15 protein-coding genes and 6 pseudogenes are annotated in these 15,101 nt (G+C 33.2%); 6 read left to right on the top strand and 15 right to left on the bottom strand.

What is annotated here, in order from left to right; genetic code table 11:
* Nucleotides 1-196 precede the first annotated feature (196 nt).
* From QWY90_RS15165 to rpiB (QWY90_RS15220), 14 genes and pseudogenes are all read right to left on the bottom strand, one after another.
* Nucleotides 197-409 (bottom strand): S1 RNA-binding domain-containing protein, encoded by a 213-nt coding sequence (locus QWY90_RS15165; protein WP_290286996.1) that lies wholly within the window; start codon nucleotides 407-409, stop codon nucleotides 197-199.
* Nucleotides 384-746 (bottom strand): hypothetical protein, encoded by a 363-nt coding sequence (locus QWY90_RS15170; RefSeq protein WP_290286998.1) that lies wholly within the window; start codon nucleotides 744-746, stop codon nucleotides 384-386. Before QWY90_RS15170 ends, QWY90_RS15165 begins: the two co-directional genes overlap by 26 nt.
* On the bottom strand, nucleotides 734-913 hold the full coding sequence (locus QWY90_RS15175) for a helix-hairpin-helix domain-containing protein (protein WP_439108577.1): 180 nt from the start codon (nucleotides 911-913) through the stop codon (nucleotides 734-736). Before QWY90_RS15175 ends, QWY90_RS15170 begins: the two co-directional genes overlap by 13 nt.
* A 132-nt stretch (nucleotides 914-1,045) precedes the next feature.
* A pseudogene (locus tag QWY90_RS15180) lies at nucleotides 1,046-1,335 on the bottom strand (hypothetical protein).
* The gene (locus QWY90_RS15185; RefSeq protein WP_290286999.1) at nucleotides 1,323-1,616 is read right to left on the bottom strand and encodes a hypothetical protein; all 294 of its coding nucleotides are present in this window, start codon (nucleotides 1,614-1,616) and stop codon (nucleotides 1,323-1,325) included. Before QWY90_RS15185 ends, QWY90_RS15180 begins: the two are co-directional and overlap by 13 nt.
* Nucleotides 1,617-1,622: 6 nt before the next feature.
* On the bottom strand, nucleotides 1,623-1,859 hold the full coding sequence (locus QWY90_RS16990) for a hypothetical protein (RefSeq protein WP_290287000.1): 237 nt from the start codon (nucleotides 1,857-1,859) through the stop codon (nucleotides 1,623-1,625).
* An 89-nt stretch (nucleotides 1,860-1,948) separates the two neighbouring features.
* The gene (locus QWY90_RS16995; protein ID WP_290287001.1) at nucleotides 1,949-2,098 is read right to left on the bottom strand and encodes a Tex-like N-terminal domain-containing protein; all 150 of its coding nucleotides are present in this window, start codon (nucleotides 2,096-2,098) and stop codon (nucleotides 1,949-1,951) included.
* The gene (locus QWY90_RS16260; protein WP_369281107.1) at nucleotides 2,070-2,234 is read right to left on the bottom strand and encodes a Tex-like N-terminal domain-containing protein; all 165 of its coding nucleotides are present in this window, start codon (nucleotides 2,232-2,234) and stop codon (nucleotides 2,070-2,072) included. Before QWY90_RS16260 ends, QWY90_RS16995 begins: the two co-directional genes overlap by 29 nt.
* Nucleotides 2,183-2,317, bottom strand: coding sequence for a hypothetical protein (locus QWY90_RS15200; RefSeq protein ID WP_290287002.1), 135 nt, complete (start codon nucleotides 2,315-2,317; stop codon nucleotides 2,183-2,185). The genes QWY90_RS16260 and QWY90_RS15200 overlap by 52 nt, the downstream gene beginning before the upstream one ends.
* Nucleotides 2,318-2,321: 4 nt before the next feature.
* The gene (locus tag QWY90_RS15205; RefSeq protein ID WP_290287003.1) at nucleotides 2,322-2,459 is read right to left on the bottom strand and encodes a hypothetical protein; all 138 of its coding nucleotides are present in this window, start codon (nucleotides 2,457-2,459) and stop codon (nucleotides 2,322-2,324) included.
* Nucleotides 2,456-2,530 carry a hypothetical protein gene (locus QWY90_RS16265; protein WP_369281108.1) on the bottom strand — a complete coding sequence of 25 codons (75 nt, stop codon included), beginning with the start codon at nucleotides 2,528-2,530 and terminating at the stop codon, nucleotides 2,456-2,458. The genes QWY90_RS15205 and QWY90_RS16265 overlap by 4 nt, the downstream gene beginning before the upstream one ends.
* Nucleotides 2,500-3,141, bottom strand: a complete 642-nt coding sequence (locus tag QWY90_RS15210) for an NAD(P)H-hydrate dehydratase (RefSeq protein ID WP_290287004.1) — start codon at nucleotides 3,139-3,141, stop codon at nucleotides 2,500-2,502. The genes QWY90_RS16265 and QWY90_RS15210 overlap by 31 nt, the downstream gene beginning before the upstream one ends.
* A gap of 4 nt (nucleotides 3,142-3,145) precedes the next feature.
* Nucleotides 3,146-4,056 (bottom strand): annotated as a pseudogene (locus QWY90_RS15215) (cation diffusion facilitator family transporter).
* 1 nt (nucleotide 4,057) lies between these two features.
* Nucleotides 4,058-4,491 (bottom strand): annotated as a pseudogene (gene rpiB / locus QWY90_RS15220) (ribose 5-phosphate isomerase B).
* A 756-nt stretch (nucleotides 4,492-5,247) separates the two neighbouring features.
* Here rpiB (QWY90_RS15220) and rnr (QWY90_RS15225) point away from each other — a divergent pair.
* Nucleotides 5,248-7,422, top strand: a pseudogene (gene rnr / locus QWY90_RS15225) (ribonuclease R).
* Between the two features lie 251 nt (nucleotides 7,423-7,673).
* Here rnr (QWY90_RS15225) and rnr (QWY90_RS15230) read toward each other — a convergent pair.
* Nucleotides 7,674-9,856, bottom strand: a pseudogene (gene rnr, locus QWY90_RS15230) (ribonuclease R).
* Between the two features lie 753 nt (nucleotides 9,857-10,609).
* Here rnr (QWY90_RS15230) and rpiB (QWY90_RS15235) point away from each other — a divergent pair.
* From rpiB (QWY90_RS15235) to QWY90_RS15250, 5 genes and pseudogenes are all read left to right on the top strand, one after another.
* Nucleotides 10,610-11,041 (top strand): ribose 5-phosphate isomerase B, encoded by a 432-nt coding sequence (rpiB, locus tag QWY90_RS15235; protein ID WP_290286680.1) that lies wholly within the window; start codon nucleotides 10,610-10,612, stop codon nucleotides 11,039-11,041.
* Nucleotide 11,042: 1 nt separating this feature from the next.
* A complete protein-coding gene (locus QWY90_RS15240; protein WP_290286678.1) occupies nucleotides 11,043-11,957 on the top strand; it encodes a cation diffusion facilitator family transporter in 915 nt (304 codons plus the stop codon).
* A 4-nt stretch (nucleotides 11,958-11,961) separates the two neighbouring features.
* Complete coding sequence (locus QWY90_RS15805) at nucleotides 11,962-12,324, top strand: ADP-dependent NAD(P)H-hydrate dehydratase (protein WP_336622168.1); 363 nt, start codon at nucleotides 11,962-11,964, stop codon at nucleotides 12,322-12,324.
* Complete coding sequence (locus QWY90_RS15810; protein WP_336622169.1) at nucleotides 12,302-12,781, top strand: ADP-dependent NAD(P)H-hydrate dehydratase; 480 nt, start codon at nucleotides 12,302-12,304, stop codon at nucleotides 12,779-12,781. Before QWY90_RS15805 ends, QWY90_RS15810 begins: the two co-directional genes overlap by 23 nt.
* A gap of 4 nt (nucleotides 12,782-12,785) precedes the next feature.
* Nucleotides 12,786-14,906 (top strand): annotated as a pseudogene (locus tag QWY90_RS15250) (Tex family protein).
* Nucleotides 14,907-15,101: the final 195 nt, after the last annotated feature.

Raw genomic sequence — 15,101 nt, forward strand, 5'->3', positions numbered from 1 at the left:
AAAACAAAAAATTTGAAATAGTAGAATTTCCAAATCTAAATCATCTTTTTCAAGAGGCAAAAACAGGAACCATTGAAGAATATGGTCAGCTTGAACAAACCATTGCTCCACAGGTTTTAGACAAAATGAGTTCTTGGATTTTGAATAGATAAAACACTAAAAAAGCCCAAATACAATTAAGATTTTGGCTTTTAATTTATAATATCATCGTCAACTGAATTCGTTTACGCTCTTCGTCAACCTCAACTACTTTTACTTGCACATGTTGGTGTAATTTCACCACTTCATTCACATCGGAAACAAAACCAGCTTTGAGTTGCGAGATGTGAACCAGACCGCTTTCCTTAATTCCGATATCTACAAAGCAACCAAAAGCGGTAATATTATTGACAATTCCGGGTAAAATCATTCCGGAACGAACGTTTTTTTAGTGGTAACTGTTGGATCAAACTCAAAAACTTGGCTGCTTTTCTTGGATCGAGTCCTGGTTTTTCTAATTCTTTCACAATATCTTTTAATCCTAGAATTCCTATTTCCGGTGTGATATAATTTTCTAATTTTATTTGGGATATCTTTTCTTTGTTGGCAATCAAATCATTGGTTTTTAAACCTAAATCTTTAGCCATTTTTTCTACAATCGGATATGCTTCAGGATGCACTGCTGAATTGTCCAACGGATTTTTACCGTTATGAATTCGAATAAAAGCTGCAGCTTGTTGGTATGCTTTGTCGCCTAAACGCGGCACTTTTTTAAGTTGTTTTCTGTCTTCAAACGGACCATTTTCGAACGAAAGGCAACTATATTTTCGGCCATTTTTTCACCAATTCCGGAAACATAACCTAACAGCGATTTGCTAGCCGTATTAATATTTATTCCAACTGAATTCACGCAACGAACCACAACGGTATCCAATTCTTCTTTGAGTTTAATTTGATCAACGTCATGTTGGTATTGTCCAACGCCAATAGATTTTTGGGTCGATTTTTACTAATTCAGCCAACGGATCAGCCAATCTTCTTCCAATAGAAACCGAGCCTCGAACCGTTACATCATCATATTTGAAAATTCCTCGCGGGCAATTTTGGATGCTGAATAAACCGAAGCACCAGCTTCAGAAACTATAAAAACCTGAACGGGTTTATCAAAGCGATTTTCTTGATGAAGAATTCGGTTTCGCGACTTGCCGTTCCGTTTCCGATAGAAATTGCCTCAATATTGTAAGCATTCACCATCGAGCGAATTTTTTTCATCGCCATCGCGCTTTCATTTTGTGGCTGATGCGGATATATAGTTTCGTTGTATAATAAATCACCTTTTTCATCTAAACAAACGATTTTGCAGCCGCTTCTAAATCCCGGTCAATCGCTAAAATTCTTTTTTCACCTAATGGCGGTGCTAACAAAAGCTGACTCAAATTCCCAGCAAAAACATCAATCGCTTTGCTGTCGGCTTTAGCTTTGGCATCTTGTAATGTTTCGTTTGATATGGCTGGTTCCAGCAATCGTTTATAACTGTCATTAATTGCTAATCTTATATGTTCGGTCGTATCATTTTTGGCCTTTATAATTTCGTTTTCGATAAAATCAATAGCTTCCTCTTTTTTCGATATCAACATTTAGTTTTACGAAACCTTCCGCCTCGGCGCGTACATTGCCAACAATCTATGAGATGGTATTTTTGAAATCGGTTCGGCCCAATCGAAATATTGCTTGAATTTCTGTGCATCTTCTTCGTTTTCTTTTTTCTTTACAACTTTAGTTTCTACAATCGCTTTTCGTTGAAATAATCGGCGGAGATTTTTTCGTATGTAACTATTTTCGTTAATCCATTCGGCAATAATATCTCTTGCGCCTTGCAACGCTTCGTCTTCATTTTTGACTTTGTCGTTGAGATATTGAGTGGAAATAAAATCGACATCTTCATTTCTTTGACTGAAAATAATTTTGGCTAAGGTTCCAAACCATTTTCTCGAGCGATATCGGCACGGGTTTTTTTCTTCTTTTTATAAGGTAAATACAAATCTTCTATTTCCTGTAAGTCAAAACTTTCCTTTATTTTTTTGGCCAATTCAGGAGAAAGTTGCCCCTTGTTCTTCAATGGTTTTTAGAATCGATTCTTTTCTTTTTACAATTTCATCGTATTGTTTGGAAAGTTTGGCAATTTGTTCAATTACGACTTCGTCTAAATTTCCGGTTTGGTCTTTTCGGTAACGCGAAATAATGGAATGGTGCAATCTTCGGAAAGTAATTTTAAAGTGGCCTCAATGCTTTTTGGCGCAGCCGTAACTTGGCTTTGAATATATTGTATGCTGGTCATGAATTTAATTTTGAATTTTTTTAAACGCTCGTCCAAGATTATCTATTACATCAGTGATTAACATGCTTTCCGGACTTTGTGTTTCTAAAGTAATATCGGCTGCTAGGCCATGAATATAAACGCCAAGTAAAGCGGCATTCAATGGTTCGTAACCTGTGCTAAAAAAGCTGTTATTATTCCTGTCAAAGCATCGCCCGAACCGCCTTTGGCCAAGCCTGAATTTCCGTAGTGTTTTCGAAACTTTTTTCTCCATCAGTAATAAAAGATTTATGTCCTTTCAGGATAATAATCAAGTGCAATTCTTTGGCTTTTGTAGAAGCTGTTATTCTTCTTTCTGACTCAGAATCATGCTTCCCAAAAAGTCTGTCAACCTCTTTAACGTGTGGTGTAAGAATGGATTTTTGAGGCAGGTTTAAAAGTTCATGCTGGTTTTTGGCCAAAATATTTAAAGCATCAGCATCAAAAACGGTTGGGATTTTCACATTTGTTATCAATAATCTCAGGAGATTTGTTGCTGATTTATTAGTTCCTATGCCTGGTCCAATGGCAAATGAATTAAAAGAAGTCAATTCTTTTTCTCTCTCCCTAAATTCAGTCATTGCTTCCGGAACAGAGGAGAATAGGGCTATTCTTTCTTTTTTTGGAATATTTAATGTAACCAGACCTGCGCCTGATCTTAAACAAGCTTTAGCACAAATAATAGCGGCTCCGATTTTAGATTTACTTCCGGCAATAATCAATGCATGTCCGTGATTTCCTTTATGAGAATTAGGTGCTCTTTTTTGAAATATTTTTTGGATGCTATTGATGTCAAGTTTTGTCATAGTATTAGTCCTGAACAATAAAATCTTTTGGATCTTCTTTTTTAAATTCGGGTTGAATATTGATGTGATTTATGTGGAATTTTTCAAATAAAAGTATTTCCACATTATGTAATAAAACGTTGAATTCGCTCAATTTATATCATCGGAACAATCAAGATGTGCTTCGAGGTGTAATTCTTCGTCATTCAAATGCCACACATGGATATGGTGTAATTTATTAACTCCTTTGATTTTATGAACTTCACGAACAATTTCTTTAATGTCAATGTAATCAGGTGTAAAAAGCATTAGCATTTTGGTAGCAGATTTTATCAAATCATAACTAACGTAGATTAAATAAAAGGCAATTAACAATGTCATCAAACTATCCACCCAAAACCAACCATAAAATTTCATCAACAAACCACCGACTAAAACCGCAACCGAAGCCATCATGTCGGTCAATAAATGGAGGTAAGCTGATTTCATATTAAGATTGTGTTCTGAATCTTTTTTAAGCAACAAGACCGAACCCCCGTTTACAATAATTCCTAAATTGCGAGCCAAATAACCAAACCTGACTTAATTGGTTCCGGATGGAATAATCTTGCGGAAGCTTCATAAATTAAAAATAAAGCGACAACAATTAGTGTTATAGCATTTATAAAAGCGGCTATTAGTTCGGCTCGTTTATATCCAAACGTATTGTTTATCGAAGCTTTTCTTCTGGATAATTTGTGTGCTACTAACTAAAAACCAATGAAAGTACATCAGAAAAATTGTGAAGTGCATCCGAAATTAAAGCCAAACTTCCTGAATAATTCCGCCAACAACTTGCGCAATCGTAATCAGTAAATTTAGCAGAATGGAAAAGATTAGATTTTTTCCTCTTACTTCATGTTTGTGAATATGAACGTGGTTGTGGTTATCTCCCATTTTATTGACAAGCTATTTTATTCACTCGGTTAGCGTGTCTTCCGCCTTCGAAATTGGTGTTTAAAAAAGTGTCAACCATTTCTACCACCGCTTGTTGTATAGAAGTAAATCGAGCCGGAATACTGATAATATTAGCGTCGTTATGTTGACGTGCCAAAGCTGCAATTTCTTTAGTCCAACACAATGCGGAACGAATGCCTTGGTGTTTATTCACAGTCATATTGATTCCGTTTCCGGAACCACAAATTACGATACCAAAATCGGCATTTCCTGTTTCAACATCAGTGCAACAGGATGACCAAAATCCGGATAATCCACACTGTCAAAAGTATCGGTTCCATGATTGATTATTACGTGTCCCTTTTGTTTTAAAAAGGCAACAATAGCATTCTTGTAATCCGGACCAGCGTGATCGTTTCCAATAGATATTTTCATAGTGTTGCGAGTATAATTAGTATCGCAAATTTACGGAAAGTATTGATTGCAATTTTAGTTTATTGTAAGTCTTTGATTTTTAATTGACAAGGATTTTACTGTTTTAAAATAATTTTCACAACTAATTAGAAATAAATACATTAAGCGTAATTTAAATGTTAAAATTGTGGATTGTTAATAGCATTTCTCAATTCGTTGATAATCAGTTTAACCTTAAATTAACATAGATTGTTAACAACTTTGGATAGAATTTTAGAAGTTTTTTTAGGTTGTATGATTTAAAATTGTAATCAAAAAGTAGGTTGAAAAAAACAAATTTAGTTTGAATAATTTTTAGAAAAGTTATCAATATAAAAACATTCTTTTTCAACTAAAATTAAACTATAAGTTATCTACAAAAAAATACTTATTGGAGTTGTGAACAACTGTTAATTAAATCTAAAAAATACTTAAAAATGAACGTTTTTAAATTCTAAAACTATGTTGATAAATTGATATAAAAAAATATAACTACAAAATCTAATTTTAAAAAGTAAAGTTATTGTACAAATGAACACGCTATAATAACCATCATAAATTTAAATTTTTAAATCTTTTCTTTTTATTGTTTTTTAATAGCTGTTGATAACATTTCTTTTTTTAGGTTTTAAATTAATTTGAAAAATAGGTAATGTTAGATTTATATTAAAACTGACAACTTATAACTCATAACTTATAACTATTTTGTAATTTTCAACATTAATTAGAAATTGAAAAATGAGTAAGAAACCAAAAAAGTTCGGAAAAAATGAAAAAACTTTCTCCGAAAAGATATTTAAGATATTATCAAAAAACGCGAACAAACCTTTTAATTACAAACAAATTGCTGCTATTTTAGAATTAGATGATACTAAAAGTAGAAACGAAATTATAAAGAATTTAAAAATCCTGGCAGCACAAAAATTAATCATTGAATCCGAACCCGGAAAGTATTTAGTTAAAGCTTCCAGTCAACAATATTACGAAGGCGTTGTTGATATGACGTCCAGAAAAACAGGATATTTTGTTTGTGACGAATTAGAAAATGATGTCTTTATTCCGTTTATAAATCTGAATCACGCTTTAGATGGCGATAAAGTCAAAGCTTATGTGTATGACCGAAGAAGCTCCAGAAAACCAGAAGCTGAAGTAATCGAAATTATTGAAAGACACAAAACAGAATTCGTTGGAGTTGTTGATATTCAAAAGAATTTCGGATTTGTAACTACGGCTAATGCCAAAATGTACACCGATATTTTTATCCCAAAAATAAATTAGCCGAAGCCGAACATGGAGATGTGGTTTTAGTAAAATTGGAAGATTGGCCTGCAAAAGCAGATTCACCTTTTGGTTCTGTACTTAAAGTTCTTGGAAAACCAGGTGAACATAACACAGAAATTCATGCCATTTTAGCTGAATATGGTTTGCCGTATGATTTTCCAATTGAAGTTGAAGCTTATGCAAATAAATTAGATACTTCTATAACTCAAAATGAAATTGATAAACGTCGCGATATGCGAAAAGTATTGACGTTTACTATTGATCCAAAAGATGCAAAGGATTTTGATGATGCCTTATCCTTCCAAGTTTTAGATAATGGAAATTATGAAATTGGTGTTCACATTGCCGATGTTTCGCATTATTTACAAGAAGGAACTATTTTAGATGATGAAGCATACAGAAGAGCCACTTCGGTTTATTTAGTAGACAGAGTTGTACCTATGTTGCCTGAAGTGCTTTCAATTATGCTTGTTCTCTTCGTCCACACGAAGAAAAATATACGTTCTCAGCAATTTTTCAGTTGAATGCGAAAGCAGAAGTTTTAGATTCTTGGTTTGGAAGAACCATTATTTATTCTGACCAACGTTTTTCTTATGAAGAAGCTCAAAGTATAATTGAAACCAAATCAGATATAATTCCGGCTGAGATTTCGTTAACTGGAAAAGAATATAAAGTTCCGGCCGCAATTGTAGCTGCAACATTAAAACAAGACGAATTGGCTAAAATTTTACGTCGAAAAAGAATGGCTGATGGAGCGATATCCTTTGATAAAGTAGAAGTAAAATTCAATTTAGATGAAAATGCAGAACCGGTTGGCGTCTTCTTAAAATATCAAAGATGCTAATCATTTGATAGAAGAATTTATGTTGTTAGCCAACAGAAAAGTAGCCGAATTTATAGGAAACAAAAGAAAACTTTATTTACCGAATTCACGATGAACCGAATGAAGACAAATTAATCAATCTTCAAACAGTGATTTCTAAGTTTGGTTATGCGATAAACATGAAATCCAAACAAGATATTTCTAAATCATTGAATAAATTACTGAACGATGTAAACGGTAAAAAAGAGCAAAATTTAGTAGATACTTTGACGATTAGAGTATGAGCAAAGCCAAATTTCGACCGAAAATATTGGTCATTATGGTTTAGCTTTTGATTTTTATAGTCATTTTACTTCGCCAATTCGACGTTATCCTGATGTGATGGCACACCGATTATTGCAATTTTATTTAGATGGAGGAAAATCAGTTGATGCAGATACTTATGAAGAAAAGTGCGCCCATTCCAGCGATATGGAAGGTTTTGCAGCACAAGCCGAAAGAGATTCTGTGAAATACATGCAGGTAAAATACATGCAGGATCACAAAGACCAAGAGTTTCTTGGTGTTATATCTGGTGTTACCGAATGGGGAATTTATGTAGAAATCATCGAAAACAAATGCGAAGGAATGGTTCGTATTCGAGAAATCAAAGAAGATTATTATACGTTTGACGACAAGCAATATGCTTTGGTAGGTCAAGCTACACAAAGTATTTTGCAACTTGGTGATGAAGTTTTTGTAAAAGTAAAAAATGCTGATTTAGTCAAGAAACATTAGATTTTAATTTTATCAGAAGAAATGATAGTTAGTGTTCATTAAATAGTATTTAATATGAAAAATTATTTTTTAGTTTATTAGTATTCAGTTCAATTGTTTTTGCTCAAGAACCAAAAATGTGGGCGACTTTACTAAAGTAACTTCCTTTGAAAAAAAAAAAAAAAAAAAGGAAGTTACTTTAGTAAAGTCGCCCACATTTTTGGTTTCTTGAGCAAAAACAATTGAACTGAATACTAATAAACTAAAAACTAATTTTTTCATATTAAATACTATTTAATGAACACTAACTATCATTTCTTCTGATAAAATTAAAATCTAATTGTTTCTTGACTAAATCAGCATTTTTTACTTTTACAAAAACTTCATCACCAAGTTGCAAAATACTTTGTGTAGCTTGACCTACCAAAGCATATTGCTTGTCGTCAAACGTATAATAATCTTCTTTGATTTCTCGAATACGAACCATTCCTTCGCATTTGTTTTCGATGATTTCTACATAAATTCCCCATTCGTAACACCAGATATAACACCAAGAAACTCTTGGTCTTTGTGATCCTGCATGTATTTTACCTGCATGTATTTCACAGAATCTCTTTCGGCTTGTGCTGCAAAACCTTCCATATCGCTGGAATGGGCGCACTTTTCTTCATAAGTATCTGCATCAACTGATTTTCCTCCATCTAAATAAAATTGCAATAATCGGTGTGCCATCACATCAGGATAACGTCGAATTGGCGAAGTAAAATGACTATAAAAATCAAAAGCTAAACCATAATGACCAATATTTTCGGTCGAATATTTGGCTTTGCTCATACTTCTAATCGTCAAAGTATCTACTAAATTTTGCTCTTTTTTACCGTTTACATCGTTCAGTAATTTATTCAATGATTTAGAAATATCTTGTTTGGATTTCATGTTTATCGCATAACCAAACTTAGAAATCACTGTTTGAAGATTGATTAATTTGTCTTCATTCGGTTCATCGTGAATTCGGTAAATAAAAGTTTTCTTTTGTTTTCCTATAAATTCGGCTACTTTTCTGTTGGCTAACAACATAAATTCTTCTATCAAATGATTAGCATCTTTTGATATTTTAAAGAAGACGCCAACCGGTTCTGCATTTTCATCTAAATTGAATTTTACTTCTACTTTATCAAAGGATATCGCTCCATCAGCCATTCTTTTTCGACGTAAAATTTTAGCCAATTCGTCTTGTTTTAATGTTGCAGCTACAATTGCGGCCGGAACTTTATATTCTTTTCCAGTTAACGAAATCTCAGCCGGAATTATATCTGATTTGGTTTCAATTATACTTTGAGCTTCTTCATAAGAAAAACGTTGGTCAGAATAAATAATGGTTCTTCCAAACCAAGAATCTAAAACTTCTGCTTTCGCATTCAACTGAAAAATTGCTGAGAACGTATATTTTTCTTCGTGTGGACGAAGAGAACAAGCATAATTTGAAAGCACTTCAGGCAACATAGGTACAACTCTGTCTACTAAATAAACCGAAGTGGCTCTTCTGTATGCTTCATCATCTAAAATAGTTCCTTCTTGTAAATAATGCGAAACATCGGCAATGTGAACACCAATTTCATAATTTCCATTATCTAAAACTTGGAAGGATAAGGCATCATCAAAATCCTTTGCATCTTTTGGATCAATAGTAAACGTCAATACTTTTCGCATATCGCGACGTTTATCAATTTCATTTTGAGTTATAGAAGTATCTAATTTATTTGCATAAGCTTCAACTTCAATTGGAAAATCATACGGCAAACCATATTCAGCTAAAATGGCATGAATTTCTGTGTTATGTTCACCTGGTTTTCCAAGAACTTTAAGTACAGAACCAAAAGGTGAATCTGCTTTTGCAGGCCAATCTTCCAATTTTACTAAAACCACATCTCCATGTTCGGCTTCGGCTAATTTATTTTTTGGGATAAAAATATCGGTGTACATTTTGGCATTAGCCGTAGTTACAAATCCGAAATTCTTTTGAATATCAACAACTCCAACGAATTCTGTTTTGTGTCTTTCAATAATTTCGATTACTTCAGCTTCTGGTTTTCTGGAGCTTCTTCGGTCATACACATAAGCTTTGACTTTATCGCCATCTAAAGCGTGATTCAGATTTATAAACGGAATAAAGACATCATTTTCTAATTCGTCACAAACAAAATATCCTGTTTTTCTGGACGTCATATCAACAACGCCTTCGTAATATTGTTGACTGGAAGCTTTAACTAAATACTTTCCGGGTTCGGATTCAATGATTAATTTTTGTGCTGCCAGGATTTTTAAATCTTTTATAATTTCGTTTCTACTTTTAGTATCATCTAATTCTAAAATAGCAGCAATTTGTTTGTAATTAAAAGGTTTGTTCGCGTTTTTTGATAATATCTTAAATATCTTTTCGGAGAAAGTTTTTTCATTTTTTCCGAACTTTTTTGGTTTCTTACTCATTTTTCAATTTCTAATTAATGTTGAAAATTACAAAATAGTTATAAGTTATGAGTTATAAGTTGTCAGTTTTAATATAAATCTAACATTACCTATTTTTCAAATTAATTTAAAACCTAAAAAAAGAAATGTTATCAACAGCTATTAAAAACAATAAAAAGAAAAGATTTAAAAATTTAAATTTATGATGGTTATTATAGCGTGTTCATTTGTACAATAACTTTACTTTTTAAAATTAGATTTTGTAGTTATATTTTTTTATATCAATTTATCAACATAGTTTTTAGAATTTAAAACGTTCATTTTTAAGTATTTTTTAGATTTAATTAACAGTTGTTCACAACTCCAATAAGTATTTTTTTGTAGATAACTTATAGTTTAATTTTAGTTGAAAAAGAATGTTTTTATATTGATAACTTTTCTAAAAATTATTCAAACTAAATTTGTTTTTTTCAACCTACTTTTTGATTACAATTTTAAATCATACAACCTAAAAAAACTTCTAAAATTCTATCCAAAGTTGTTAACAATCTATGTTAATTTAAGGTTAACTGATTATCAACGAATTGAGAAATGCTATTAACAATCCACAATTTTAACATTTAAATTACGCTTAATGTATTTATTTCTAATTAGTTGTGAAAATTTATTAAAACAGTAAAATCCTTGTCAATTAAAAATCAAAGACTTACAATAAACTAAAATTGCAATCAATACTTTCCGTAAATTTGCGATACTAATTATACTCGCAACACTATGAAAATATCTATTGGAAACGATCACGCTGGTCCGGATTACAAGAATGCTATTGTTGCCTTTTTAAAACAAAAGGGACACGTAATAATCAATCATGGAACCGATACTTTTGACAGTGTGGATTATCCGGATTTTGGTCATCCTGTTGCACTTGATGTTGAAACAGGAAATGCCGATTTTGGTATCGTAATTTGTGGTTCCGGAAACGGAATCAATATGACTGTGAATAAACACCAAGGCATTCGTTCCGCATTGTGTTGGACTAAAGAAATTGCAGCTTTGGCACGTCAACATAACGACGCTAATATTATCAGTATTCCGGCTCGATTTACTTCTATACAACAAGCGGTAGAAATGGTTGACACTTTTTTAAACACCAATTTCGAAGGCGGAAGACACGCTAACCGAGTGAATAAAATAGCTTGTCAATAAAATGGGAGATAACCACAACCACGTTCATATTCACAAACATGAAGTAAGAGGAAAAAATCTAATCTTTTCCATTCTGCTAAATTTACTGATTACGATTGCGCAAGTTGTTGGCGGAATTATTTCAGGAAGTTTGGCTTTAATTTCGGATGCACTTCACAATTTTTCTGATGTACTTTCATTGGTTTTTAGTTTAGTAGCACACAAATTATCCAGAAGAAAAGCTTCGATAAACAATACGTTTGGATATAAACGAGCCGAACTAATAGCCGCTTTTATAAATGCTATAACACTAATTGTTGTCGCTTTATTTTTAATTTATGAAGCTTCCGCAAGATTATTCCATCCGGAACCAATTAAGTCAGGTTTGGTTATTTGGCTCGCAATTTTAGGAATTATTGTAAACGGGGGTTCGGTCTTGTTGCTTAAAAAAGATTCAGAACACAATCTTAATATGAAATCAGCTTACCTCCATTTATTGACCGACATGATGGCTTCGGTTGCGGTTTTAGTCGGTGGTTTGTTGATGAAATTTTATGGTTGGTTTTGGGTGGATAGTTTGATGACATTGTTAATTGCCTTTTATTTAATCTACGTTAGTTATGATTTGATAAAATCTGCTACCAAAATGCTAATGCTTTTTACACCTGATTACATTGACATTAAAGAAATTGTTCGTGAAGTTCATAAAATCAAAGGAGTTAATAAATTACACCATATCCATGTGTGGCATTTGAATGACGAAGAATTACACCTCGAAGCACATCTTGATTGTTCCGATGATATAAAATTGAGCGAATTCAACGTTTTATTACATAATGTGGAAATACTTTTATTTGAAAAATTCCACATAAATCACATCAATATTCAACCCGAATTTAAAAAAGAAGATCCAAAAGATTTTATTGTTCAGGACTAATACTATGACAAAACTTGACATCAATAGCATCCAAAAAATATTTCAAAAAAGAGCACCTAATTCTCATAAAGGAAATCACGGACATGCATTGATTATTGCCGGAAGTAAATCTAAAATCGGAGCCGCTATTATTTGTGCTAAAGCTTGTTTAAGATCAGGCGCAGGTCTGGTTACATTAAATATTCCAAAAAAAGAAAGAATAGCCCTATTCTCCTCTGTTCCGGAAGCAATGACTGAATTTAGGGGAGAGAAAAAGAATTGGACTTCTTTTAATTCATTTGCCATTGGACCAGGCATAGGAACTAATAAATCAAACAAATCTCCTGAGATTATTGATAACAAATGTGAAAATCCCAACCGTTTTTGATGCTGATGCTTTAAATATTTTGGCCAAAAACCAGCATGAACTTTTAAACCTGCCTCAAAAATCCATTCTTACACCACACGTTAAAGAGTTTGACAGACTTTTTGGGAAGCATGATTCTGAGTCAGAAAGAAGAATAACAGCTTCTACAAAAGCCAAAGAATTGCACTTGATTATTATCCTGAAAGGACATAAATCTTTTATTACTGATGGAGAAAAAAGTTTCGAAAACACTACCGGAAATTCAGGCTTGGCCAAAGGCGGTTCGGGCGATGCTTTGACAGGAATAATAACAGCTTTTTTAGCACAAGGTTACGAACCATTGAATGCCGCTTTACTTGGCGTTTATATTCATGGCCTAGCAGCCGATATTACTTTAGAAACACAAAGTCCGGAAAGCATGTTAATCACTGATGTAATAGATAATCTTGGACGAGCGTTTAAAAAAATTCAAAATTAAATTCATGACCAGCATACAATATATTCAAAGCCAAGTTACGGCTGCGCCAAAAAGCATTGAGGCCACTTTAAAATTACTTTCCGAAGATTGCACCATTCCATTTATTTCGCGTTACCGAAAAGACCAAACCGGAAATTTAGACGAAGTCGTAATTGAACAAATTGCCAAACTTTCCAAACAATACGATGAAATTGTAAAAAGAAAAGAATCGATTCTAAAAACCATTGAAGAACAAGGGCAACTTTCTCCTGAATTGGCCAAAAAAATAAAGGAAAGTTTTGACTTACAGGAAATAGAAGATTTGTATTTACCTTATAAAAAGAAGAAAAAAACCCGTGCCGATATCGCTCGAGAAAATGGTTTGGAACCTTTAGCCAAAATTATTTTCAGTCAAAGAAATGAAGATGTCGATTTTATTTCCACTCAATATCTCAACGACAAAGTCAAAAATGAAGACGAAGCGTTGCAAGGCGCAAGAGATATTATTGCCGAATGGATTAACGAAAATAGTTACATACGAAAAAATCTCCGCCGATTATTTCAACGAAAAGCGATTGTAGAAACTAAAGTTGTAAAGAAAAAAGAAAACGAAGAAGATGCACAGAAATTCAAGCAATATTTCGATTGGGCCGAACCGATTTCAAAAATACCATCTCATAGATTGTTGGCAATGTTACGCGCCGAGGCGGAAGGTTTCGTAAAACTAAATGTTGATATCGAAAAAGAGGAAGCTATTGATTTTATCGAAAACGAAATTATAAAGGCCAAAAATGATACGACCGAACATATAAGATTAGCAATTAATGACAGTTATAAACGATTGCTGGAACCAGCCATATCAAACGAAACATTACAAGATGCCAAAGCTAAAGCCGACAGCAAAGCGATTGATGTTTTTGCTGGGAATTTGAGTCAGCTTTTGTTAGCACCGCCATTAGGTGAAAAAAGAATTTTAGCGATTGACCCGGGATTTAGAAGCGGCTGCAAAATCGTTTGTTTAGATGAAAAAGGTGATTTATTATACAACGAAACTATATATCCGCATCAGCCACAAAATGAAAGCGCGATGGCGATGAAAAAAATTCGCTCGATGGTGAATGCTTACAATATTGAGGCAATTTCTATCGGAAACGGAACGGCAAGTCGCGAAACCGAATTCTTCATCAAGAAAATCGCTTTTGATAAACCCGTTCAGGTTTTTATAGTTTCTGAAGCTGGTGCTTCGGTTTATTCAGCATCCAAAATTGCCCGCGAGGAATTTTCAAAATATGATGTAACGGTTCGAGGCTCGGTTTCTATGGAAGAAGATTGGCTGATCCGTTGGCTGAATTAGTAAAAATCGACCCAAAATCTATTGGCGTTGGACAATACCAACATGACGTTGATCAAATTAAACTCAAAGAAGAATTGGATACCGTTGTGGTTCGTTGCGTGAATTCAGTTGGAATAAATATTAATACGGCTAGCAAATCGCTGTTAGGTTATGTTTCCGGAATTGGTGAAAAAATGGCCGAAAATATAGTTGCCTTTCGTTCCGAAAATGGTCCGTTTGAAGACAGAAAACAACTTAAAAAAGTGCCGCGTTTAGGCGACAAAGCATACCAACAAGCTGCAGCTTTTATTCGAATTCATAACGGTAAAAATCCGTTGGACAATTCAGCAGTGCATCCTGAAGCATATCCGATTGTAGAAAAAATGGCTAAAGATTTAGGTTTAAAAACAATGATTTGATTGCCAACAAAGAAAGATATCCCAAATAAAATTAGAAAATTATATCACACCGGAAATAGGAATTCTAGGATTAAAAGATATTGTGAAAGAATTAGAAAAACCAGGACTCGATCCAAGAAAAGCAGCCAAAGTTTTTGAGTTTGATCCAACAGTTACCACTATAAAAAACGTTCGTTCCGGAATGATTTTACCCGGAATTGTCAATAATATTACCGCTTTTGGTTGCTTTGTAGATATCGGAATTAAGGAAAGCGGTCTGGTTCACATCTCGCAACTCAAAGCTGGTTTTGTTTCCGATGTGAATGAAGTGGTGAAATTACACCAACATGTGCAAGTAAAAGTAGTTGAGGTTGACGAAGAGCGTAAACGAATTCAGTTGACGATGATATTATAAATTAAAAGCCCAAAATCTTAATTGTATTTGGGCTTTTTTAGTGTTTTATCTATTCAAAATCCAAGAACTCATTTGTCTAAAACCTGTGGAGCAATGGTTTGTTCAAGCTGACCATATTCTTCAATGGTTCCTGTTTTTGCCTCTTGAAAAAGATGATTTAGATTTTGGAAATTCTACTATTTCAAATTTTTTGTT

Source organism: Flavobacterium paronense (assembly GCF_030409795.1).
GTDB classification, from domain to species: domain Bacteria; phylum Bacteroidota; class Bacteroidia; order Flavobacteriales; family Flavobacteriaceae; genus Flavobacterium; species Flavobacterium paronense.

Excerpts from the sequence above, each read along its gene's own strand:
- QWY90_RS15165 (WP_290286996.1), bottom strand. The coding sequence starts at position 409 with ATGATTTTACCCGGAATTGTCAATAATATTACCGCTTTTGGTTGCTTT.
- QWY90_RS15185 (WP_290286999.1), bottom strand. The coding sequence starts at position 1,616 with ATGTTGATATCGAAAAAAGAGGAAGCTATTGATTTTATCGAAAACGAA.
- QWY90_RS15200 (WP_290287002.1), bottom strand. The coding sequence starts at position 2,317 with ATGACCAGCATACAATATATTCAAAGCCAAGTTACGGCTGCGCCAAAA.
- QWY90_RS15210 (WP_290287004.1), bottom strand. The coding sequence starts at position 3,141 with ATGACAAAACTTGACATCAATAGCATCCAAAAAATATTTCAAAAAAGA.
- rpiB (WP_290286680.1), top strand. The coding sequence starts at position 10,610 with ATGAAAATATCTATTGGAAACGATCACGCTGGTCCGGATTACAAGAAT.
- QWY90_RS15240 (WP_290286678.1), top strand. The coding sequence starts at position 11,043 with ATGGGAGATAACCACAACCACGTTCATATTCACAAACATGAAGTAAGA.
- QWY90_RS15805 (WP_336622168.1), top strand. The coding sequence starts at position 11,962 with ATGACAAAACTTGACATCAATAGCATCCAAAAAATATTTCAAAAAAGA.